This is a genomic window from Spirosoma migulaei, assembly GCF_054776855.1.
Genome location: NZ_BAAHBG010000031.1, coordinates 118,108 through 141,870 on the forward strand (window position 1 = coordinate 118,108; position 23,763 = coordinate 141,870).

A 23,763-nucleotide genomic window follows, 5' to 3' on the forward strand; every position below is an offset into this window, starting at 1 on the left:
ATGAAAAATAGCAGCAAGTTGAAAATCACCCTCAAAACGGGTTTGGTCGTAGCGGTCTCCGTTTTTCTGTTTTCCGGCAGAAGGCTCTTACCGAATAGGAATAATCAGGCGAATCCGTCGATTGCGGAGAGAAAGCCAAACATACTTTTTGTCATTGCGGATGATCAGTCGTATCCACATGCTTCGGCGTATGGCTACACCGCCGTTAAGACCCCGGCGTTCGACCGCATTGCCCGCGAGGGAGTCCTATTTACCAATGCGTTTTCGGCTTCACCGGGTTGCAGTCCGTCACGGGCAGCTATTCTGACGGGGAAAAACTGCTGGCAACTAGAACATGCCGGTACGCACGACAGTTCGTTTCCATTAGCGTTAAAAACGTACCCAGATCGCCTGGAGGAGTCGGGTTATTACATCGGATTTACGGGCAAAGGCTGGGGGCCGGGAAACTTTAAAGCATCTGGGCGAACTCGAAACCCGGTGGGGCCTGGCTTTCAAGAGCAAACCATGGAAGCACCCAAAGGCATCAGCTCTAACGATTATGCCGCCAATTTTAAAAAATTTCTGGCTACCAGGCCCGCCGGGCAACCCTTCTGTTTCTGGTTTGGCGCCCAGGAACCGCATCGACCGTATTCGACGGGTATTGGAAAGAAAAATGGTATGGACATTACCCAGGTGAAGGTGCCCGGTTTTCTGCCTGACCATCCTGACGTTCGATCCGACATTCTGGATTATCTCTACGAGATTCAATGGTACGACAACCATCTGGATCGGATGATAAAGCTACTGGAAGAAACGGGCGAACTGGATAATACCTTGATCGTGGTGACAGCTGACAACGGGATGCCTTTCCCCCGAGCTAAAGCGAATGCGTATGAATACGGTATCCATATGCCGCTGGCGATTCGGTGGGGGAACCGGGTGAAGGGCAACCGAACCGTAACGGACCCAGTCAGCCTGATTGATTTAGCCCCTACGTTTCTGGAAGCAGCTGGAATTACCTCCACCCCAAGTGAGATTCGGGGGCGCAGTTTACTAACCATTCTGACCAGCGCCCGGCAAGGGATTGTAGATAAAAGCCGGGATGCAGTGTATGCCTCCCGCGAGCGGCACTCGTCCTCGCGCTGGAACAATTTAGGTTATCCGCAACGATGTATTCGAACCCGGACCCATTTGTATATCTGGAACGTGAAACCAGATCGGTGGCCAGCCGGTGATCCACAGGCGTATGACGATAAAGGTAATCTGGGGCCCATGGATAACGGGTATTTTGACATTGATGAGTTTAACCAATCCTACATTTTACTGCACCGTCAAGATCCGCAGGTAGCTCCTTATTTTCACTGGGCAGTAGACAAGCGACCCGAGGTAGAACTGTACGATATTGTAAACGATCCGTATTGCTTAACCAATCTGGCCGGGAAAAAGGAACATCAGAAAATCCAGCAGAATCTAAGTACCCGGCTTAAGGCTTACCTGACCCAAACACAGGATCCTCGAATGGGTAGCAATGGGGAAATCTTTGAAACCTATAAACGGTACAGCCCACTCCGCACCTTTCCGGCACCGGAGCCCAAAAAATAGAGAATCACTCATTCTTGTTCGTTAAGCCACTACTGCGCTTTATAGGTAACAGGGCTTTCTTGAAGACTTTTCTATAAGAAAGCCCTGTTACAGGTAGTAACTATTAGAATTCATGAAACGAACTGGTTGCCAACCTTTTCAGCGTTTTTCTCGCTTCGTATTTCTATTGATAATCGCTCTACTGACATACACGCATTCGTATGCGCAGGAAGAATCAAGGGGGGAGAAACTCTTTACGCTCCATTGTGCCGCTTGTCATACGTTTAAGGAAGATGGTATTGGACCGCAACTTGGCGGATTAAAAGGGACTGTTGACCCTACGTATCTCACCGCGTTTATCAACAGCCCTCAGGCACTGATCAACGCGAAGCATCCGCGTGCGCTGGATAGGTACAAGCAATTTGGCACGATTATGCCAAATTTCAACCACTTGAAACCGGCTGAAATTCAGGAGTTAATCGCGTTTATTCTCCAAAAACCAGCTCCTAAGACCATGGCGTCGGCACAAAAAAAGGGATTGACAAATCCGATTCCAGTACCTATTCCGATGGCCGACATGAGCCTGAATCTGGAAAAAATAATCCAGTTTCCGGCTACAAACACCGTCCTGCCCCGCACCCGAATCAACAAAATGGGCGTTCATCCGGTGACGAAAGAAAGCCTCGTAGCTGATTCACAGGGCAAAATTTATATGCTGAATGCGGCTAACCAGCCAGAAGTTTTCTTCGATGTAACAGCTCATTTCCCCAGGTTCACCAACGTACCCGGACATGCTACGGGATTAGGCAGTTTTGCTTTCCATCCTGACTTTGCCCAAAACGGCCTTTTTTATACAACGCATACGGAACCAAATAATCAGGTGAAAGCCGATTTCGCCTACGCCGACAGCATTCCAGTAAAATTGCAATGGATTATTAATGAATGGGTTATTGATAATAGAACCGCGCGCATCGTAACGGGAAAGCCCCGTGAGGTCGTTCGAATCAACGTCGTGAGTCAGATTCACGGGATGCAGGAAATTACATTTAATCCATACGCCAAATCGGGCGATGACGATTACGGGCTAATGTACGTATGTGTAGGCGACGGCGGTGCGGTTGAACAGGGTTACCCATTTATTCCTAAGCAGTCAAACCACGTCTGGGGAAAAGTGCTCAGAATTGATCCTGCGGGTCGCAACAGCAAAAATGGGCAATACGGCATTCCAACATCCAATCGGTCGCTTTGGGTTGGATGAAATATATGCCGCTGGTTTTCGGAACCCGAATCGAATTTCGTGGACGAAAGACGGTAAAACCCTGGTCACCAACATTGGTCAGCACGAAATAGAGTCATTGTACTTGCTCAAAGCCGGAAAAAATTATGGCTGGCCCAACCGAGAGGGAACGTTCCTGATCGATTCAACGGGCACCATTAACACGGTGTTTCCCTTGCCTGCTAATGATGCTCAATTCGGATATTCGTATCCGATAGCCCAGTATGATCACGATGAGGGCAATGCCATCATGGGCGGCTTTGAATATACAGGTAGTCAATTACCCCAACTAAGAGGTAAATACATCTTCGGCGACATCGTAAAAGGGCGGGTTTTCTATGTTCAAATGAGCAAGATCAAGGAGGGCTCGCAGGCGACTATTCACGAGTTTCCACTGATGCTCGACCACAAGCCCACTACATTAAAAGTGTTGTGTAAGGCGAATAAAGTCGATTTTCGCATCGGGCAGGATGCTACCGGTGAGTTGTTCTTATTCACCCGTTCCGATGGCACGATGTACAAAGTCACCCAATAATGGAATCGCTTATTTTGTACTTTTCTTTTAAAGGAACTCCTTTAATCAGCGCAGTTCTTAATCTTGAAATTTGTATTTTTCTTATGATAGTATAAATAAAGTAACCTATTTGTGGTTGATTTCATGCCCAAACGATAATGGTCAATCATACTAGCTTTTGCGGCAGACAAGTACTCTCTGAAGCGCTGTATTCGGTAGGTATTAGGATTCCATTAATTCTGTAACTTCAACTCCCACAACCTGCTTCCTAAATCGAAAATAAGTTTTTCACTCCTTACGTCATTTACGTGAGATAGATACTATTGTATCATGAAGTTAGGTTACGCCCGAGTCTCGACACAAGATCAAAATCTAGCGCTTCAGCTAGATGCCCTCAAAGCTGCTGGTTGCTCGAAAATCTTTCAGGAGAAAGCTAGCGGCTCAAAAACCGAACGGCCTGAATTAAACCGGTTACTCGAAATTATACGAGAAGGGGACACGTTGATGATCTGGAAGCTTTATCGGCTGGGCCGTTCCTTAAATCACCTGATCGAGATTGTAACGCTGCTCGAACAGCAACACATCGGCTTAGTCAGTTTGAACGACCCTATTGACACGACTACAGCCCAAGGTCGGCTCGTGTTTCGCATATTCGCTAGCCTGGCTGAGTTTGAGAGGGAAGTGATTCGGGAGCGGACACTGGCTGGTTTAGCCTCCGCCCGTCGACGAGGTCAACTCTTAGGCCGTCGCAAAGGGCTTTCCAAAGCGGCTGAGCAGAAAGCCCGCATCGGGGAAAGCCTTTACAAAGAGGCCAAGTATTCCGTGGAGCAAATCGCCAAGGAGTTACACATTTCTAAAACGACTTTGTATAAGTATCTCCGCCAACGAGGAGTTGAAATTGGCGCTTCAGTTCAAAGCCCAATTACCACAGCGTAGAAAAATGTAGGTGTTGGCTATTTAACGTTTATTAAACGAGCCTTTAACTAAGGTTAAGCTTTTCGCGTCCTGAAGGAACTGAGAATAGTAATTCGACCGGCTAATTTTCTGTCACTGTTTCAAGTAGTGAAGCGCCATACTACCGGATTGGAAAGCAATGGTATTAACCAGCTTTAAATGAAGCTTTCCCTGAAGGCTCCCCACATTAAGCAAAGGTCTCCCCTGTCCCACCAGCACCGGATGGACAACTAATTGAAATTCATCGATCAGACCGGCTTGAATTAATTCCGGGAGTAAGCTGACACTATCTACCGAAATTTTGTTGCCCCGTTGCTGCTTCAGTTTTTGGAGTTCTTCAGCCGGATTGCTCCTAACAATTCGTGTCTTCTCATCAACGCTGTTTAATGAGCGTGACATAACTACTCGGTCGATCGCCGTCAGGCGCTCAGCAAATCGATTTTCAGCTGCTGTACCGGATTGGTTTTGGGCCACATCAGCCCAATAGGGAAACATAAGCTGATACATCACACGACCGAAAAAGAGCAGATCTACCTCTCTCAACGTTGCCGTGAAGTACTCCATTACCTCTTCACTAGGATTGAACATTGTGTGATCGCAATAGCCGTCCAGGCTACTATTCATAGTGAATGTTACTGTTCTCATGCGATTAGCTAGTTGTTTACTGGTTATGCAAAAGTAAACGGGACGAGCTACGCTAATGAGGGTCAATCGCGACAATGTAAGGGCGTTTTATGACCATATGCCCTGTTGAAAGCTCTCATTGTATGCTCTTGACAATCGATCTAGGGATACAGACGCTTTAAAGGTTTTATATTATACAGATAGCTTGGGGCTCGTAAACGACTTTACTAACTTATGGACGGACTAGTAGTGGGTGTCACGATATAAGCATCAGTCAAGTTTGGCGGGCGAAATGCTCAACGGCTCTTGGATGTGCAGTTGGGGATAAGCCGTTTTACAAATGGCCCGAAACGTTTTTTCTTTTTCTTCTGGTGAGTCAACGCCAAACAGGATACGAGCGAATTCGGCTGCGGGTACACCAGCCTGGTTGACAAGTTGAGCTTTGAACAAAAGTGCGGCCATTGATAGTGATGATGGTTACCTAAAGATAGCCGAAAACCTGGTCGTTATAAAAAGAGATACTCTTCAAAGTGTATTTATCTTCTTGTAACGTTTTCACAACGCACCTTCTGAAAAGGCTACAAACTTTCATCTAACCCAATTTTACATTTTCTAAACGGTCGTTTATAAAATGTAAAATATCATTATCTTTACCCAATCAGGATAATTTTTGTGCCGTGGAACACCAAATTGGATACAAATCGTACGTAGCCTACTTCCGAGTATCCACCCAACGACAAGGCATCAGCGGACTCGGACTACACGCGCAACGGACCAGTGTGAACGCCTATCTATATACGAGAGGCAACTCCATCGGTGAGTTCACCGATATCGAATCCGGCAAAAAGAACAACCGCCCCGAGTTGCTAAAAGCTATCGCCTTTTGTAAAGAAAAGGGAGCCGTTCTGCTGATTGCTAAACTAGATCGACTCACCCGCAACGTCGCCTTTATCTTTACACTTCGTGATTCAGGGGTCGAGTTTGTCTGTGCCGACATGCCCGAAGCCAACACGCTCACTATTGGGGTCATGGCCACCATGGCTCAGTATGAACGGGAGGTCATTGGGGAACGGACCAAAAAGGCCTTAGCCGAAAAGAAGAAAGCCGGGTTTGTCCTGGGCAAACCCGAAAACTTAACCGAGCAGGCCGTGGGAAAAGGCCTAGAGATTCGGCAACACAACGCCCGAATTCATGAGCATAATCGACGAGCAGCTGCCTTGGCGCACTCCTTACGGAAAGCAGGCGAGAAGTGGAGCCACATTGCTGATGCGCTCAATGAGCATGGCTTTCTCAACCGCCGGGGTAAACAATTTCAGGCTGTACAGGTCCAGCGATTACTGGCTCTGTACAGTTAACACATCACTCCATAAGATGGTAAGTGACAGGCAGTGGGCGATCATTGACGAAAACGATGTTGCTCAAGTTCATAACGAATCAAGGTATCGAAAAATTCTTAGTTGAGCAGCGAAATAAGTTAACCAAAAATAGCGTCTTTAAAATAAAATCGTGTCCATTTTAATAATTCATCTTTAAAATTTAAATTATATTTTTTAGCATATGTATATAGCATGTAATCAGAAAAGGAATAGTAAGTTTCGTGAAGTTTGGTATCACGATCTTCATTTGTATACGCGTGAATACGATTTGAACTCATCAATTGATGATAACTATCAATCAAGTTTTCTAAAACTATTTGTTTAGATTCTAAAAGAAACTGGCATACCAACAAAATATCAATATTAATTAAGGTTAATGGTTGAATTTGGTTGATTTGATAGCCGTCATTTTTAAGTTTTAATAGTTCTGCTTGGAATCGTTCGTTTAAATATCTATTTAATCCTGACGAATCAAATTCGGTTCGATGAGTAATTAACAGAGGATATATTTTGCATTTACTAGCCTGATAGGAAGTATCAAAAGGGTAATTTTTTTTTAGAATAAGCTTAATATTTTTAATTATTTGTGGAATCCCTTTACCTTTAGTTACAAGTTTTTTGTCAATATCTTCAATTATTTTATCAAAATTATACGAAGTTTTCGCAGAAGGAGTTATAAAATTGTCTTTATTTTCAAATAAAAATATCTTATTCCCATTTCGCATATAATAATCGGGACCACCCTCAGGTAAATAGGTCTTTTTAATTTCGTCTCCAGAAAATTGAACATAGCTCCTTTTGCCATAGATGAAACTTAATACTTTATAAAGTAGGAAACTTTCTGAAAAATAAGTCGTAAAATAGGGTCTAAACGTATTGATTTGATTACCTAAGTCATTCTCATATAATTCTTTCAGCTCAAAATACAACCCATTATATAGCTTCTGAATAGCAAAAACTTCACTGATTATGGCATATTGACCATTAGAATACTTAACGAGTGGATTTGTGCGTAAATATTTGAAGTCTATTTCTTCGTCAGTTGTATAAGCTTGATCTATTAAAAACTTATCTGTAAATTTTATAGATTTTTCATCGGAAGATTCATAGCCAAAAGAGCTAGCTTCAAAACCCTTATTGACTTCCCGATTAGTGATTCGCTGAAAAATAGCTCTAATTATTGTAATGTAGTATTTATTGTATTCTTTTACGGATTGGCATTCATACTTTTCAAGAAATACGTCGATCAATTTAGGATTTGATGATTCCAAGAATTCAAAAAGATACAAGCTTTTAATTTGCTGCATGGTATAAGTATATAATAACCGAAAGTGATTATTCGTATATACCTCATATTGGGCCATGCTGATTGGAACATACATTCTCGTTAAGTAATCCTTCGTAAAGTTGTCATTTTCTTCAAACTTTACATCAATTGTTTCGTTAAAATCTGTATTGAGTTTTAATATCAATTTAAATAACATTAAATTGATTGTACTTAGGTCGGCGCCGTCATCATTTAAAAGAGTGTTGGTCTGTCGGATTATATATTCAAGGAATCTTAAGGCCGTAATCTGATTTAAAAAGACATATTTATATTTAATCTCTTCGCGACCTTGAATTCCTATAGTTTCTAAATATTTTATTCGTAAATAAATATCATTAGCAATATTTCTTTCCTCGGACGAAAACCAGTATTCAAACAAGAGTTTTTTCCACTCCTGCCTAAAGCTTGTAGAGGAATCAGAGATATATATTAAATAGACGGCTACCTCAATTAATTTTTGTTTACTTATTCCTTTAATGTAGTAAGCAATGTCTTGAACTTCTTCATTAGGAAAAATATCTTTAAAGGTGAGAGAAATTGCGGAATTCATAAATTGTTAAGCCTGTTTATAAATGGTATTAATAGGTAGATAAGTCACAGTTTCAGCTTGATTGGGATAGTTAACATTTTACCACGTAATAAATTTAACAGCCTTTTATCTAACTGCTTACGCGAAATTTTATGCATTTAACGGAGGTTTACAGCAGCTGATAATTTTGCTGTTTAGACACTTAGAAAAGCATATAATTTGATGCTTTCAAAGCTATAATGACCCTTAAGAGCAAAAACACTACTGAGACCAGCCATTAACCTCAGTTTTAACTCCTTTTGTGAGTGACTAGCCTAGCGGCAAATAATGCTTGCCCAAAAATGAGATAATTTTTCGCAATTATTTGACATTCAGAAGTTAACGAGTTCTACGTGGCGGAATATACCCAAAATGTGTCAGGTACCCCAAAATAGAATAAAGCATGAAGACCGAATCATTCTTGAGGTCATTAGAGATAGGCCTTCTTCTTCCAACGGGTTACTGTTGGAAGAAGGTTATATATGATACTTTCGGATTAGCTAGCAGCTTATAGTGTGAAAGGTTCAAGTAATATGGTCCCGCCTTCGGTTGGGGTTGCTACGAAGAACTCAACATTTAATCCTTGATAGGTGCATGCACTGACAACTTCTTGCCTTGATGCTTCAGGCATTTGATAACCAAAGGTCACTGACTTATAACATCGTCTAGGTACTCTGAACAAGCGGGCTTCCTTAGGTATGGGCGCATCAAAGGGGTCCATATAGTATCGCTGTGTTAATCGGTATTCCTCCTCGAATTGAAAGTCAATGTATTTTGTGTGAATCAATTCAATGTGTAAAGACATAACTTCTTCATCGGGACGAATGCTGGGCGATACATATTTAAAACTAGGGTGATCCCTGGGCACATATCTTATTTCCCCTCCGCCAATGTGAGCATCGGCCAACTCTTGCAGACAATCCCTAAAATCAATGCCCACACAAAAGCCAGTAAAGTTATTCGCATAAGGAGACTGCCAAATTTCAAGATTGTCGTTTCTGCCAGTAATGGATAAGACCCCCAATCGTCTATTGCTAAGCTCATAATAGTTGTCAATAAACCTGGCTTGTCTTTCGGGAGTGCCTACATTGAAATAGTGCTGCTGTTTCAAAAGGATTTCAAAGTCCCTAGGGTGTATGCCGCTTCTGTCTTCGGGAAAGAGCCTATCAAGTGCTCCTCGTGAAGCATCATATGAGAAGTCCCACTCAATTGGGAATCGGCAATCATGTTCATCCCCCATTTCCCAAAAGGCTGATGGTGGCGAGAAGTATACCTGCTGCTCAGTAATGATTGTCTTGTGATGGGGATTATTCCAGTCCCGGTACTTATAGGTTATTTCTGGAAAGTACTCTTTTACGTTTTCAAGGGAAGTAGTTTGGGCAAACAGCATGGTTTGTTTGGTAAGGGTCTGGCTAATATTATGTAAAAGTGTCATTTTAACAAAGCCATAACGACCGTCATGGCTTTGTAATAAAGAAAGATTTATGTTTGTAATACCTGACAGCTTGGTAGCAAAGATTGTTTTGTCACAGCTTATGTCAAATGAAATACAAATTGTAAAACTTTAGATAGTGGCTACTTCAGCCAAACCAAAAAGACTAGATTGCCGGTATGAATATAGATAAGCAACCATCCACCCCTGATGCGGATGAAAAACTTGACGATCCCTATGTACACACGGTTTCAACGGAGGAGTTCGTCGAAGCTGTGGAGCAGGCTAGTCAAGAGATGAAGGAAGGCGTTTTGACTCCCAATGGGGGCTAGCTATTCTCTACTTAACCGTGCGTTAGCTATGTGATGGTTTATCTTAAAGCAATAACTTAAAGAAAGGGTTATGCACGTTTAAGACTTTGGCTATTAACTATACCTTCTAATCGAACTATAAGTCTCTCTAAATCATACACTTTTCCACTGAAAACCTCAGTATTATACATCATATCTAATTTTGCATCTCGAACATCGTTCGCTTTACTACCATCAGTTAGCATAATATCAACTGCCGGCAAAGCTCCTGCTAAACGTATAGCGTCTATTTGATCATTAACTGTCTCTTTTTTAGAATTACATGCCATAGCAGCCTCTAAAGTTGCTCGAATGTATATATTAGGAATTGCAGAAAGACCTTTCTCAAGTAAGATTTTCTTACCATTTGACGCTTCATCTTGTGTAAGCTTATATTCAGAAATTAATTTATAAAACAGAAAATCTACCCAATAAGGCACGTCTATATTGGCTAATCTAACTATTCTATGATCAATTTTACCGCCAATCGCTAGTTTGAAAAAACGTAACAGCAGTGCGTTTTCATAGTAGCTATAAATTCTTTTAAAAGTTTCCTTTCGGTCCTCTGAACTCAGTCGGGCTTTTGATGATCCTCTAATTTGATTGACATTTCCAGCGAATTCTGCTGTCATGTTATCTAATATTTTATGATGTTGTTTAAACGATCCCCTTTTGGAATCATCAGTAAGTATTGGGCCAGAAAAACGGCAAAAATACGTCTCGTGGTTAATAGGCTTGTTTCTGACAATAGCCATTATATAACGAGCTGTACAATCAACTTCATTTCGAATTTTTAATCTACGAGCTAGTAAAGTAAAATTTATATCTTGTTTAACTGCATTAGCCTCATATTTTAATGATGTTTCAATAAGATGTTCATTTGAATATGGGCACACTATTTTCCCGCCCTTTACTCCATTAATTAATAAAGAATAAATTTTTTCCCAATACTGGTTTCTTTCAGCAGAAGTATCACAGATTGCACTAACAGCATACTGATCCAAATATATACATACAGCTTTTTTAAAGAATTTTCCCACGAAAAATAATTTCTAAAATCTCAAAAAATTTTAATTAATTAAACAGGCTCAAATAAAGAAGATATTCTAATTGAAGGTTCAGGAGCTTTAACCTTTAAACTTGGTTTTGCATTAGATGGAATTTTTCTAGTTTTTAAAGATAAAATATATTGAATATTTAACAATAGATCATGCCTAGAAATATTATACATCAAACCACGAGCTCCTTCAAATGTGCAATTTAAAGCGCTTAAAGATTGCCCAAATAATAATGCATCAATAATATAATTGGTTGGTATATTAGTTAATTCGATTTTAGCTTTAAATAAAGTAAAAATAATTCCAGCCGTAGACCAGTCACCAGCACCAGCAGTATCTATAACATTATCAATATCAAAACCTTTTAGATAAAGCCATTCATTTTGACCTGCTCGTCTAAATTTTAATCCCTCTTTCCCCAGTGTTTGTATTTCTAAAGGTGCTTTAGCAATTGGATATAATAAATCGTAATCATTAATACGGTCATGTGAAAATTTTACAATATCTGCTATCTCGACACATCGTTGAAACTCTTTTATATCCTTGATAGTAGATGGCTCAAAGTAAATAATTGTTCCTTGTTGACGATATTTTTTTGCTAATTCGATTGATGCTTTATTTATTCTGTCAAAAAAGAAGACATTTGGACTATTCAAAGCATCATAAATACGGTCAACAGATTTAGCTAAACAAGGCTTATATGATGGCAAATATTTACCATCTTCAGGGTTTTTAAATTCAAATTTGTGCTTTGCATTACCCGCCTTATCTCTTGTAATCCTCTGAATTATAATAGGGGTACTTCCATTTTCTGAAACTTCAAGAAAATCTTGGTTAACGCTCCATCTATTTAAATCATTTATTAAAATCTCTGCCGCAATATTATTAGAAAGGCGTGCGATTGGATATGTGGACCATCCTAAAAAAGATAATATTGTGATGACGTTCCCACATGAACCGCCTGCATAGAATTGGGCAGGAGTTTTTATTTCGCCACTTATTACTACATCTAAGGCAACTAAGCCAGCGCCCACACAAGTGGGAAGGGATGGAAAAAACGTGTTATCTTTCATCGTATGGTTCACCAGTTAGCCAAATTAAGAAAAGTTTGCTTTCACTTCGCAAACGATCTAAATCTAATTTCTTATCAAGCGTATATCCCTGAGAATCAACGCTTAATACTCCCACTCCTACTCCTTTTGACTTTAGTTCATATGCAGCGAGTAATGTACCAATCGATAATAGTTTGCTTGAAAATGTAGAAAGAACAGCTTTACAACCACCAAGTATATTTAAAGAAGAAGTATAGTTGTTAATAGTGTTACTTAAAATCCTGTAAGCCTCAAAGGGGTTTTGCTCTGGTACATACATTATATTTTGTGGTTCTACACGTAACTCATCAAAAAGTAGTTCGTGATATGAAATGATTAAAGAATCTGGCCTTCTCGGATCTTTACTTGGAAAGGGTAAAACTGGACAAATCTCAGACGGAGCTAAATGTACATTTGCTTTTCTTATATTAACTAATTTATTCTCACCTAATATAGGCAACCAAATCAAGGGTTCGACTTGATCCGAAGATGATAAGTCTAAATCTCCACTAAATCCATATATAAAACTTAAGTCCTCGTATGGAGCATCCTCTTTAATGGCAGTATCTAAAGTGGAATTCTCCGCTACCGTAACCATCAAATTGGGTTTCCTACCCTCCTGAAAATCGATTAAAGTAAGTAATTTGCCAATTAAGGAAAAATAAATACCTCTAGGCAAAGCACTAATATCTACAATTATATCAGTATAGTCCTTGATTAATTCATCACTAATTAGCTCTGCCGCTTTTCGATCACCAACTCGTCTCTTTTTATTACCATCGCTAGTCCACAGCTTTATTGATCTTTTAATAATTTTAGCAGAGGGTAACAGCTTATTAAGTTCGTCTACATTATTGTCAACTAAATCTTTATAGGAATGAGATGACGACTCGTCACCCTCATCAAATTCTATCAGCAAACAATCTATATCTAAATCAGCATTGCTTTGTTTTAATTGGCTGAGAGTAATATTCATACGAATATCAAAGCCTTTTCCCATTACAAGTAATACTTTACTATATTCAGTAAAGTGTATTTTACACATACTTTCCAATGCCGTATCTGACATGAGTACGTAAGGGTTCCATCGAAAGTTGCTCATTTATTTAGTCCACTTTAATAATTCTTGTGGTGTTCTAGCACGCCATCCACCGTAAGATAAAGGAAGGTTATAACGTAAACAAATCCATCTATTTAGATAATACACTGTCCATTGTTGGTTTTGTTTACCTTGTTTTGTGATTCTAGTTTCTAGCAAGTTGTAAGCTAAACATGTTGTTAATACATTTCTCAACGGTTTAAAGGCTTCATCAGTTGTCCAAGGTCCGTTGTAAAGCAATTTGTTATCACTAGATTCTTTAATTGCAAAACCGTTTACTCCAGGTGCATAAGGGGCAGAAGGTTTATTCGTTTCCTTTTGAGAAAAGCTGCAAAAATTTTGCAAAAAACGTAAAACTTCTGAAGAATATGGTATGAGACGGTTCAGTTCATTCCACTTGTTATCAGCAATTTTTTTCAAAAGCCTTTCTTGATCAGTTGCAGTTAGATTTATCTGCTTATCTGCAATCTGCCTTGACAACATTAGCTCGAACAAATCTGCGGCAAATGATAAAAACTGTTCTATATTATAAGAAGCCAACTTTACTAAAGTGTCAAATCCAAAATAGTACGGAATTTTGTGTTCAATCGATGTAAAATAGACAGATGTCGCCAGGATTTCTCCACCTAATTTTTCAGTTAATTCCTTAACTTCTAATGGAAAGTCTAGTGAAAGTTGAGACTTTCCAACCGTTCTGTTAATAATAATTTCCGCCTGTCTGGCTAAAATAGCTTTTTGGAGGTGTGTTAAATCCGGCTGATTGTATATATATTGAACCCACTTATCAAACTTATGAGTAAATGATGTTAAACCAATTATTCTTTTGATTGATACTTCATGTGCATTTATCAATTTAGCATCAAAATTACTTTCATTTATATTATCCTCTAAATACGATTGGAGGGAGGTAAGGCCTTCAGATGATAAAGCAGCCCTTTTTTCGGCGATATTAGCGACAATTGTTTTAAATTTACTTGAGTCTTGCCAGATTTTTTCAAGATTAATCTCATCATAATCCCTATTTTTAAATGAACCAAAATTGTCATTTTCATCTAACGCTTCTAAACGCTCTGCAAGCCAAATATTATATTGTTTCCTAATTACTGTTAAATATTTTATTAAATGTTCACGTTGAACTTTACTCAACTTGTGAGTATCATCAAACATAAATAAAATCTTTTTTGGCAAAGTTTTATTTGCCAAAATAATGTTTTTTTCTTGCATTAAATCGAATGCGAATAATTCATCATGTCCTTGAATTTTATCTTCAGTTATTGGTAAGAAACTGTCAATTGCTTTGAAAATATTTTTCTCAATACCTGAAGCCCAATTAAATAGATCAACTCCATTACAAGGAAATGTTATATCTAGGTATGAATATTCAATCTTTGATGCATTTAAAGTAATATCTGATAAATTTGAGTCATTAAATAATGTCAATAAATTTTTCAACGTAAAAAGAATCAGCCTTGCATTTATCAGAGCAAAAAACAACCTTTTCTTTTGCCCGTCTGAGATTGACAAATCCTCCAACACTTCATAATTCCTAGCACAGCTAAGATATACGCCTAAAACATTTATTCCCTCATCATCGATGATTTGCAAAGTTTTAAGGTAGTTTAACGTGTCTTTATAATGCTGTGCTGACTTATTATGAGTCAACGTAAGCAAACAGTTAGGTTCAAAAACTTTTAAAATAGAAGTCTTTCCTGCTCCAGGAGAGCTTCTAAGAAATAACACATTATTCCATAGTTTATCTTCCTTGTTTTTATCAATTAATGCGTCAAGAATGTATGGGCTATACATTCTAAGAAAATTTGAATCTGTTTCGAGCTTTTCAGAGGCTCTAACTTTAAATGGATTCCGATATCGATTGCTCATTCTCTGTGTCTTGTAATTCTCGGAAATAAACCTCTGAACTCTTCAGATTCAGGATACCACCATAAAATAGGTAAACTATTATTTGGTGAATTATGATGAAGTACTAATGGTAAAGCACATTCGTCAAAACCTAAGTAGTAGTCTTTATGCTTACCTTTTTTAAAGTGCCTGTCAATAATAGTATCATTTATATATTTTTTAGAGAGCGCTACAATATCTTCGTTTTTCATAACCTCTTCTTTTACATTATTTTCTATAAGTTGTATAGCATCAACAGAAAACAAAAATGTAAGATTATTCTCATCTTTCCATTGATTAATTTGATCTTTTATGTAATTAATTGATTCTTCTCTTGCAATGTAAAATATAAGATTTAGGGATAAATGGTTATTATCTATTAAATCTGGCAAAACAGATAATGTCTTATCATCATTGTCAATATTATATATTAATTTTAAAAATTTGCAGATTTTTCCTGTAAAATTACCGTTTTCTTTCCTGAAATAACTTAAGCCACTTCCTGTAAAATCATCTATTAGAAATACTGTTGAAAACTTTCCATCATATCCCTCAGAATGAAGCTCACTTAGCATATCATCCTTTTTTTCAGTCGAAATATAATATGACGAAAAAACTTGTTCATTACTTATACCACTACTTCGACGTAACTGGTCAATCTTTGCCCCATCGCTAATTCCTAGGAAAAGAGATCTTCTTTTAATTTCTTTATATTCTGCACTATTATACAACTGGCGCACTAAGTGGTTTGCAATTCCTTTTTGTTGTGCAGTTTTTTGCATTAAAAAGGGATTTATTTTTTCAGCAAAACAAATATTGACCAAGTGTGCTATTTGCTCACTCGTTATAAATATTAAATTAGATTTAATAAAATTATATGCTTGATGGCGTTCCTCTGGTTCAAACTGATTTAACCATTGTGCCATACTTTCTGTAAATCTGATACCTGGGGAAAACTGCTGATATTCATCATATTTAAGATTTGCCATTGCTTGAATAAGGGGTCTTTCAACTGAAACCTCCTCTGGAGTCCATCCCATTACTCTAATTAATAGCTTCTCTGCTAGTGTGGATCTCATTTGAACTCAATGGTTAATTTATTATTTTCAAACTTAAGGCAAGATAAGTAATATAACATAGCTTCTATGTTTTTTATGCCAGGTGCAGCGAAATTCCAACACGATTCTGCTAAATGAGATACTTCATCAACACTTAAAGAATAATTAGTGGATAATAATTGATAATCATTACCTGGCCATTTTCCTTTGTCCCCTATACTTAGACAATTCTTTGGAAGGGACAATTCATTTGTAAGTTTATTGCAATAACCTATAATATTTAATTTTGAACCTTGTTTTTTAGATATTATATCCATTGAGTGACTTGACTCAATTACTTGAATATCTAATTGATTATAACTCATTATTAATTGAACGAGGATATCTCTAACTTTGTGCCAGTCTTTTTTATCATTTATTTCAATCGTTATTTGATGGGGCCTTAGCTCAGATTTAACTGGCAATGGGAATACATAATTATTTAACTCTTGAAATATTGTAGTTAAATCATCATTTACTTTTTCATTTTTATTTGGAGTAGAATTGTCTGTAAGTATTCCAATATCACTGCAATTATAGTAACCTACAATTACATTTGACCAATACTTTTCGTCAATTTTATTTTGCAAATCAATACGTACCGATTTCCCGCGCCCTGTTGCAATTCCTACTACTAAGCCATTCTCTAGTATTTTGTTGAGATATTCTGCAATATTTGTATTTATACCATTATATCGTTCCGATCCAGAACATAAAGTTCCATCATAATCTAGAACAATAGCGCCATACTCCGTTTTTTCAATTTCTTTCTTAAATTTTTTTTGCGCCTTTGTCCAGTAAATTTGTTCTTCTGAGCTTAAATTACTATAATCTGTATAATTTGTTTTTCTTTTTATGGCGATTAACTCCTTATGCGATAACTCAATCTTATCTTTTTTTAACAAATTTTTATACTGTAAATTGTACAATTTACTGCCATAATCTGGTACTCCCGGCCTTCCTGGATCTATATTTTGCAACTTGCCAAGTTGTTGAACTAAATAGAAGGACTGCATTAATAAATCAATACTTGATAATCCATCTTCATAAGTGCTAATTAGTTTTAAAACTGGAATACTTTTAGGGAGAAGAGCTAAAGTTTTATCTGCTAAATTTTCCTCTTCTGGAGTTATAATCGCAATTATTGCACTGTTTTTAGATCTTTTATCCAGCCAATGATGTCGACCATGTCCAAAATTCCTATAATCTGAAATTGAAATATCTGCAAGTGCTGCCTCTGCAAATTTAGATTCCAAATCAATTGCTACTGGAAGACCCCAACCACCGTATAATGTTAAGAAAGTAAAATCTGGTTTTATTTGATTAACAAAGGCGTCAATGCTGGATTCTACGTCTATATTTAGACCTATTTCCAGTGGCTTTATGGCGGTCTTAACTGTCAAAGCTGAGTATAATATTGAAAAAAAAGCCACTAAACTGTTAGTCGCCAAAAAACCGTCCTTTCCGGTTGGTAATGAATATTCAAATGTTTCACTAACGGAGTGTTTTTTTGAAAGCTTTGACAATAAACTATCTTTTTGCATGCATAAATTATAAATCCTATGTGGTTCATATTCAATAGCCGACTCGTACCCAAGAACTATATCATTATTTTTTCCACTTGCGCTTATAAACATTATGTTCGATCCACTTAGCGCTTTTTTACTATATATTAATTCAAGGGGAGTAATAGCTTTCGCCATCATCCCATATTGTTGATATAAAATCGTCGCAAAATAGCATGCACTTAAAGAACCGCCAGAGCCTACTATGAATATTGGCTTACTTAAATTTTCTTGTAATTCTTTTTTAAAATTGCCTATTGGCAAATTTAGTGACCAGCTAAAAGTTTCTTGTATTTTTTCCAGTTCTTTATTGAAAGGTTTGCCCATTATTTTGTTGATTTGTTTTACGTATAAAAATAAACTATAATTTGTAAATTTTACTATAATCTCAACATAATTAAGTTTACCCACATATGATTACTAGAATCACTGTTGAACCATTAATCGTTAAAAAAATACCCTAAATCTTGCTACGGTATAATATTTAATGTACATAATATTCCTATTGTAATTTATAAACTTTGAATAGTTTATAAATTCAACCCACGGCTTTCTTTATCAATTAATGCAAGAAGTTGTTCTTTATTAGGCAACTCAGCTAGGTACCGGGAGACAAAAATTTCATTTTCCATTCCACTGGTAGCATATTCCACTAGGGAATTATCTTTATTAGCACATAGGATAATCCCAACGGGGGGATTATCCCCTAAGCTCATTTCGTTTGCTTTATAGTAATTCAAATATACGCTCATCTGACCAGCATCGGCATGGTCGAATTCTCCTATTTTAAGATCGATTAGCACATGACACTTAAGAATCCTATGGTAGAAAACTAAGTCTATTCGATAATGACGATTACCGAAGCTTATACGTTTTTGTCTAGCTTCAAAACAGAACCCTCGTCCCAGTTCTAATAAGAAGTCCTGCAAATTGTCAATAATGGCTTTTTCGAGATCGTTTTCAGTGTACTCTGGCTTTTCTTGCAATCCCAGAAACTCCAGTAAGTACGGATTTCGTATTAAATCCTCTAGTCCTGATGGCTGATTTTCCTTAATTCTAGCAATTACAGCTATTCTATCCGTCGATAAGCTTGTTCGTTCTGCGAGCAGTGTTGTAATAGCACGATTTAATTCGTGTACTTTCCAGTTGTTTTTTAGAGCTTCAACTTCATAAAATCGGCGTAGTAATGGACTATCTACTTTTAGCAATTCAACAAAGTGGGAGTAGGTTAATCGATCGAGCAAGAGTGAGGGATCTAAAATAGGTAAATCCTGATTTGTACTTGCATTGTCTAAAATATCCAGATGGCGAACTGTCTCGAAATCAGGTAATTTAAATTTGGCAGACAGCGTCTGCCAAATCAGAGGATAGGTCAAATAGAACTGTCGATATTGACGCAAAGACCGGTCTGATACGCCTTTTATTGAATGCTTTTGCAATTCAGCGGATAACCGTTTAAGTATCTGTTGTCCGTAAGTGGCCCGATCAGTACCATGCTGTTCGAACTCGACAATGTAGAAGCCAAACAGATAATTTCGAAGGGTCAATAATTGGTCAGTTTGGCGTACGGCCTGCTGGTTAAGCTGCTTGTGCAGCCCTTCCAGTTTGATAATCAACTCAGAGAATTGCATAAACGGCGGGTGAAATTCGCCCAAATTAATAAGATGGGCAAAGGATATTGTAGAAAAAGAAGGGGTTTAGGTGACTATACTGTTTTAGTGAAATAACTTTATAGCCTAAAGTAGCAAATGGTTTCCAGCATTTAAAGAGAACGAAAACGGATATGAAACCCAAGATTAATTTAAAAAGCCCTTTGGTAATTGAAGCAATGAACAGGCTTTATGAGCAAGTGGAAATTGCGCTGGATGCTCCGAGGCACGTTGAAGATGCAGTAATTCCTATTCATTGTATACCTAAATCCAAACTACACAACAAACCAAAGACTAAACCTGAGCAGATAGGTTCGGGTGTGTTGGTTACAATTAAAAATAACTATTTCATTTTTAGTGCAACCCATGTTTTTTTAGAATTCCAAGGTAAAGCCATATTCACTGGTTTGGGCAAAGGGACTCTTATCGAAAACTTGTCTGGAGACCGATATAGTACTGGAAAATTAAATTCCACGAGAGAAGATTCATATGATGCATCTGTTTTTCACATCCAGTCTGATTTGTCAGAAGCGTTAAAAAGCGTAGCAATTACGCTAGATGATTTTGATTTTGATGATACACAAGGCAAGTATCCTGTTTTTATGGCGGCAGGGTTTCGCGCTAAGAAATCTAATACTGCTGGTAATCAGATAAATACGGAACGAGAAGTTTTTTCAACAACAGAGTACCGTGCGGCCTACTCATTAGTTGGTATTGATCCGCAATCGCATATTGCTCTAGGATATGATAATCAAATTCTTGTTAATGGGAGTTGGAACACATCGCCTATACCCAGAGGCATTAGCGGTGGAGCAATAATTCGTGTCGATGGTACCGACGCAAGGTATGACCAATTTCGAAAATCGACTCAAAAACAACTATTAACAGCCATAACTATTGAGCAGCATAGAGAAAAGTACGGGAAACCTGGGCTTTTAATTGGGACAAGGGTTAACGTATTTATGGGACTAATCGCTCAAGCATTTCCTGGTTTGCTTGACGATTATATGACTACTTTAAAGAATGACTAATAGTAAGATTTCAGATGCAACAAACTCTCTGTGAATAGCTCAGAAGGGCATAGTAGCGGCTATGGATATGTCAGTATGAGATTAAAATGTCAAAATAGTCATGAATAGACTACTGTTAACTATAGTTCTCGTTTTGAATGATGAATTTTCGCCTATTAACAAGTAATCCTCTTTTGCTCCAATATAATTGATATTCAGATCGTGAAAATCGTACATAAAAGCCTCTACCCCGCCCAATACCGTGAACTACTAAAGTGAACGGATTTATTGAACGCAAAAAGGGCCGTTTCTAGCCCCTTCCCTCCTACTCGATCACCGTTCAGAAAAACGTCCCATGATTCTCGGACAGGACATCTAAAAGCAATTCGAGTGGCTCATTACTGTGGTTACTTCTGTCAGATTAGGGTCACTCAATGAATTTACAACAATGTTCCAAATCGCTCAAAATGGCACGTATACCCATTTGGATTCCTAAGCAGATAATCTTGGTGTTCAGGTTCTGCAGGCCAAAAGGGTTTAATCGCTTCTAGTTTAGTTACTACGTTTCCGCTCCATCGTTTGGAATTATTAACGAGTTGAATAATTTCTTCAGCCACTTTTCGCTCTTCTTCATCTTGAATGAAAATGGCGGAACGGTAACTTGATCCTATGTCATTTCCTTGTCTGTCAAGGGTGGATGGATCGTGAATTCTAAAAAAATAATCGAGGATTTCTCCAAAACTTGTTTTTGAAGGATCATACGTCAGTTCAATTCCTTCAGCATGGCCAGGATGATTTCGGTAGGTTGGATTTTCGTTTACACCGCCAATGTAACCTACCTCCGTATCAATTATTCCGGGTTGGTTTCTGAATAAATCTTCCATCCCCCAGAAACAACCACCGGCGATATAGGCTTTTTTATAATTTTCCATAGGGCTTAATTTTTATATTAAATTCAGCGTATTGTATTGCAAACAACTTAACATGTACTAAACACTGTTTTTAACCAAGTCAATTGACTCTGAATTAATACAGTAACGCAATCCTGCGGGTGGCGGTCCATCTGGAAAAACATGGCCTTGATGGGCATCGCAAACATTGCACATCACTTCGATCCGGACCATTCCATACGCTTCATCGGTTTCGTATTTAATGGCATTTTCTTTTATGGGCTGTGTAAAACTTGGCCATCCCGTTCCTGAGTTGAACTTAATGGTTGAGTCGAACAGGGGGGTATTGCAACAAATACAATTGTATTGTCCGGCTTCGTGCGCATAACAGAAAGCGCCGGAACCAGCCCGTTCAGTCCCTTTCAATCTGGTTATTCTAAATTGCTCGGGCGTTAAAATGGCTTTCCATTCATCGGCTGTTTTTTCAACCCTTTTGTCGGGTGTTGGGTTACCGTAGTTGGCAAACTTGATTACATCATTCCAGTTGAGCATACTGTTCTTGGTTGACTATCTATTAGGGGCAAAACTTACTGATAAGGCGATATAAGTTGATATTTACGCGTGGCTTCTGATTCTAATTGACAGTTAGTAAAAGACTCTATGTAGCCAAATGTTCAATAACACCGTTACTAATTTATTTAAGCCTCTGTTTAAAGTCAGAAAATGATACTTGATCTAGGCGTAAAAATTGCCCAGAGAAGAAAGTTATGATTGCTTTCCTCTCTGAGCGAAGTACGGTGAATGAGGTGTTGAATCGCTGGCTTTATAGATCAAAACCGGCCAACCCTAAGAAATTATATTTACCGGCTAAACCGGCCCCTGATGCCGTTGTTTTCAGGATAGTTTGCGATCGGTAAACGGCTCCTGATCCGGTATTCTCGAACAGATTAATCGAGAAAGATTGAAATGACCCCAGATTATAGACGTACTTGTTATCCGGCGAAACCCACAGTTCTTTTGAGTCCCCATTCGGAGCCAGACCACTTCTGGTTTCTGCTTTTGATAAGCTTAAGCCGGATAAACTGACCCCAAAGGTTGATATCACATTGGTTTGAAAGCTGGCGACAAATAACCTATCTCCGCCAGAGTTCAGTGCCGTCCAGCAGGCCTCATTAATCGCCGAGGGGGACGTAACGGCAAAATTGGCCTTCTTTGCCACCGCCGTACCGTTATCTTCCAGTTGCGTTACGCTATGATCTAATTTGGCAGGAATCAGGTTGAAGTTTGACACATATAATTTTGTGCTACCGGTAGTCGCCCAGTTAAAACCAATGCTTCCGGCAATCCCAACTTCTTCAAAAAAACGTCGATTGCTAACCGTCCCGTTTGCAAAATTATAGACATAGACCCGGCTCGGATGCTGCTCGGTTACCGATGTCACTTTCGTATTGAAATGAGCGATGCCCCAGGTCGCTATGGCCAGTTTGGTTCCGTCAGGGCTAAAACTGACCGCTGTAGGGCCGCCATTTTCGCGCACATATTTATCGAGTTGCTTTTCAGACGTTAAAACACCGGTCTTCGTATTGAAGGTGAACAACTGGATCGTTCGGTCATTATCCGTGGCATCCGCCTGTTTCAAATCCTGGGCAAAAAACGCATTATTAGGATACCGCTCAATGGCTGCACCGTCCTTCTGTACGTTCGGGTTATTCCATTGATTCCCGACAACGACCCAGTATTCATCCGCCACCCCTGCTTTTTTTGTATAGGTTATACTGACGGGCCGGACCCCACCTGAACCTGTATTACTTTTAAAGGTGAGATCGCCATTGGATCGGTTAAGGGAAAAAACCGAAATCTGATTTCCACCCGCATTGGTCGTCAATAAATAATCACCGATTAGTTGGACGGCGCCCTGCGCATCAAAATCCCCATGCGCGTCACCACCAGCCTTGACGTCTGCGCCCCCTTTACTATTGGTGCTATAAGGGGTTTCATCCGACAACGAACCGTCGTAATGACGGGTAAACTTAACAACCTGATTGACATCCTCTCCATTGGTTGTGGTATACAGATAGCCGACAACTTTATCGGCTGCGGGTATATTGTGATCTTGAAGACAGCTTTGTACCAGTAAAATACTGCATACCGCAGCCGCTTTTAGCAACCTTGATTGATAATCCATGTTTGTAAACGTTAAGTGAAAATTGATTAAATGAATAAGTGATTTGTCTGATCCTGACTAGTTGCGCTGGGTCGACGGAGCAACCAATGTTGGGTAGAAAACAGCTAACTCTATATCAGGAGAACAGACAGTATTGCTGGTATAGAGGGTGCCCACAGAACAGAGGGTTCACGATGATCCACACTGGAGAAAAAGGATCGCAGAACAGAAGCTCAGCGAGTCGAATACACCCGTGCCGT

At 38.7% G+C, this 23,763-nt stretch carries 21 protein-coding genes; 7 read left to right on the top strand and 14 right to left on the bottom strand.

Going from position 1 to position 23,763, the window contains the following annotated elements:
* From ACYVGO_RS29450 to ACYVGO_RS29465, 4 genes are all read left to right on the top strand, one after another.
* Entirely contained in the window at nucleotides 1–1,581 is a 1,581-nt protein-coding gene (locus tag ACYVGO_RS29450) for a sulfatase family protein (RefSeq protein ID WP_460972363.1), read from the top strand.
* A 112-nt stretch (nucleotides 1,582–1,693) separates the two neighbouring features.
* On the top strand, nucleotides 1,694–2,818 hold the full coding sequence (locus tag ACYVGO_RS29455) for a c-type cytochrome (protein WP_460972364.1): 1,125 nt from the start codon (nucleotides 1,694–1,696) through the stop codon (nucleotides 2,816–2,818).
* A complete protein-coding gene (locus ACYVGO_RS29460) occupies nucleotides 2,811–3,371 on the top strand; it encodes a PQQ-dependent sugar dehydrogenase (RefSeq protein WP_460972365.1) in 561 nt (186 codons plus the stop codon). Before ACYVGO_RS29455 ends, ACYVGO_RS29460 begins: the two co-directional genes overlap by 8 nt.
* 309 nt (nucleotides 3,372–3,680) lie before the next feature.
* Nucleotides 3,681–4,286: a recombinase family protein gene (locus tag ACYVGO_RS29465; RefSeq protein WP_460972366.1), complete on the top strand. Its 606-nt coding sequence runs from the start codon at nucleotides 3,681–3,683 to the stop codon at nucleotides 4,284–4,286.
* Nucleotides 4,287–4,397: 111 nt separating this feature from the next.
* Here ACYVGO_RS29465 and ACYVGO_RS29470 read toward each other — a convergent pair whose 3' ends face one another.
* Nucleotides 4,398–4,949 (bottom strand): dihydrofolate reductase family protein, encoded by a 552-nt coding sequence (locus ACYVGO_RS29470; protein ID WP_460972367.1) that lies wholly within the window; start codon nucleotides 4,947–4,949, stop codon nucleotides 4,398–4,400.
* 249 nt (nucleotides 4,950–5,198) lie between these two features.
* Nucleotides 5,199–5,390, bottom strand: a complete 192-nt coding sequence (locus ACYVGO_RS29475; RefSeq protein WP_460972368.1) for a hypothetical protein — start codon at nucleotides 5,388–5,390, stop codon at nucleotides 5,199–5,201.
* A gap of 215 nt (nucleotides 5,391–5,605) precedes the next feature.
* Here ACYVGO_RS29475 and ACYVGO_RS29480 point away from each other — a divergent pair, with 215 nt between their 5' ends.
* Nucleotides 5,606–6,283, top strand: coding sequence for a recombinase family protein (locus ACYVGO_RS29480; protein ID WP_460972369.1), 678 nt, complete (start codon nucleotides 5,606–5,608; stop codon nucleotides 6,281–6,283).
* A gap of 119 nt (nucleotides 6,284–6,402) precedes the next feature.
* Here ACYVGO_RS29480 and ACYVGO_RS29485 read toward each other — a convergent pair whose 3' ends face one another.
* Nucleotides 6,403–8,181 (bottom strand): hypothetical protein, encoded by a 1,779-nt coding sequence (locus ACYVGO_RS29485; RefSeq protein WP_460972370.1) that lies wholly within the window; start codon nucleotides 8,179–8,181, stop codon nucleotides 6,403–6,405.
* A gap of 526 nt (nucleotides 8,182–8,707) precedes the next feature.
* Complete coding sequence (locus ACYVGO_RS29490) at nucleotides 8,708–9,634, bottom strand: DUF2971 domain-containing protein (RefSeq protein WP_460972371.1); 927 nt, start codon at nucleotides 9,632–9,634, stop codon at nucleotides 8,708–8,710.
* Between the two features lie 176 nt (nucleotides 9,635–9,810).
* On the opposite strand from ACYVGO_RS29490, the gene ACYVGO_RS29495 reads away from it, so the two are divergent.
* A complete protein-coding gene (locus ACYVGO_RS29495) occupies nucleotides 9,811–9,963 on the top strand; it encodes a hypothetical protein (protein WP_460972372.1) in 153 nt (50 codons plus the stop codon).
* A 68-nt stretch (nucleotides 9,964–10,031) separates the two neighbouring features.
* Here ACYVGO_RS29495 and ACYVGO_RS29500 read toward each other — a convergent pair whose 3' ends face one another.
* The 7 genes from ACYVGO_RS29500 to ACYVGO_RS29530 form a co-directional block, all read right to left on the bottom strand.
* Nucleotides 10,032–11,021, bottom strand: a complete 990-nt coding sequence (locus ACYVGO_RS29500; RefSeq protein ID WP_460972373.1) for a hypothetical protein — start codon at nucleotides 11,019–11,021, stop codon at nucleotides 10,032–10,034.
* Nucleotides 11,022–11,059: 38 nt separating this feature from the next.
* Nucleotides 11,060–12,112 carry a PfkB family carbohydrate kinase gene (locus tag ACYVGO_RS29505; protein WP_460972374.1) on the bottom strand — a complete coding sequence of 351 codons (1,053 nt, stop codon included), beginning with the start codon at nucleotides 12,110–12,112 and terminating at the stop codon, nucleotides 11,060–11,062.
* Nucleotides 12,102–13,199 carry a hypothetical protein gene (locus tag ACYVGO_RS29510; RefSeq protein WP_460972375.1) on the bottom strand — a complete coding sequence of 366 codons (1,098 nt, stop codon included), beginning with the start codon at nucleotides 13,197–13,199 and terminating at the stop codon, nucleotides 12,102–12,104. Before ACYVGO_RS29510 ends, ACYVGO_RS29505 begins: the two co-directional genes overlap by 11 nt.
* Nucleotides 13,200–13,232: 33 nt before the next feature.
* Nucleotides 13,233–15,110, bottom strand: a complete 1,878-nt coding sequence (locus ACYVGO_RS29515) for an ORC-CDC6 family AAA ATPase (protein ID WP_460972376.1) — start codon at nucleotides 15,108–15,110, stop codon at nucleotides 13,233–13,235.
* A complete protein-coding gene (locus ACYVGO_RS29520) occupies nucleotides 15,107–16,207 on the bottom strand; it encodes a phosphoribosyltransferase-like protein (protein ID WP_460972377.1) in 1,101 nt (366 codons plus the stop codon). Before ACYVGO_RS29520 ends, ACYVGO_RS29515 begins: the two co-directional genes overlap by 4 nt.
* Entirely contained in the window at nucleotides 16,204–18,201 is a 1,998-nt protein-coding gene (locus ACYVGO_RS29525; RefSeq protein ID WP_460972378.1) for a hypothetical protein, read from the bottom strand. The genes ACYVGO_RS29520 and ACYVGO_RS29525 overlap by 4 nt, the downstream gene beginning before the upstream one ends.
* Nucleotides 18,202–18,320: 119 nt before the next feature.
* Nucleotides 18,321–19,421: a PDDEXK nuclease domain-containing protein gene (locus ACYVGO_RS29530; protein ID WP_460972379.1), complete on the bottom strand. Its 1,101-nt coding sequence runs from the start codon at nucleotides 19,419–19,421 to the stop codon at nucleotides 18,321–18,323.
* A gap of 152 nt (nucleotides 19,422–19,573) precedes the next feature.
* On the opposite strand from ACYVGO_RS29530, the gene ACYVGO_RS29535 reads away from it, so the two are divergent.
* Nucleotides 19,574–20,470: a hypothetical protein gene (locus ACYVGO_RS29535; RefSeq protein ID WP_460972380.1), complete on the top strand. Its 897-nt coding sequence runs from the start codon at nucleotides 19,574–19,576 to the stop codon at nucleotides 20,468–20,470.
* A gap of 419 nt (nucleotides 20,471–20,889) precedes the next feature.
* On the opposite strand, the gene msrA is transcribed toward ACYVGO_RS29535, so the two are convergent.
* The 3 genes from msrA to ACYVGO_RS29550 all read right to left on the bottom strand — a co-directional run bounded on the left by msrA (nucleotide 20,890) and on the right by ACYVGO_RS29550 (nucleotide 23,524).
* Nucleotides 20,890–21,381, bottom strand: a complete 492-nt coding sequence (gene msrA, locus ACYVGO_RS29540) for a peptide-methionine (S)-S-oxide reductase MsrA (RefSeq protein WP_460972381.1) — start codon at nucleotides 21,379–21,381, stop codon at nucleotides 20,890–20,892.
* 57 nt (nucleotides 21,382–21,438) lie between these two features.
* On the bottom strand, nucleotides 21,439–21,891 hold the full coding sequence (msrB, locus tag ACYVGO_RS29545) for a peptide-methionine (R)-S-oxide reductase MsrB (RefSeq protein WP_460972382.1): 453 nt from the start codon (nucleotides 21,889–21,891) through the stop codon (nucleotides 21,439–21,441).
* 271 nt (nucleotides 21,892–22,162) lie between these two features.
* Nucleotides 22,163–23,524: a lactonase family protein gene (locus ACYVGO_RS29550; protein ID WP_460972383.1), complete on the bottom strand. Its 1,362-nt coding sequence runs from the start codon at nucleotides 23,522–23,524 to the stop codon at nucleotides 22,163–22,165.
* Nucleotides 23,525–23,763: the final 239 nt, after the last annotated feature.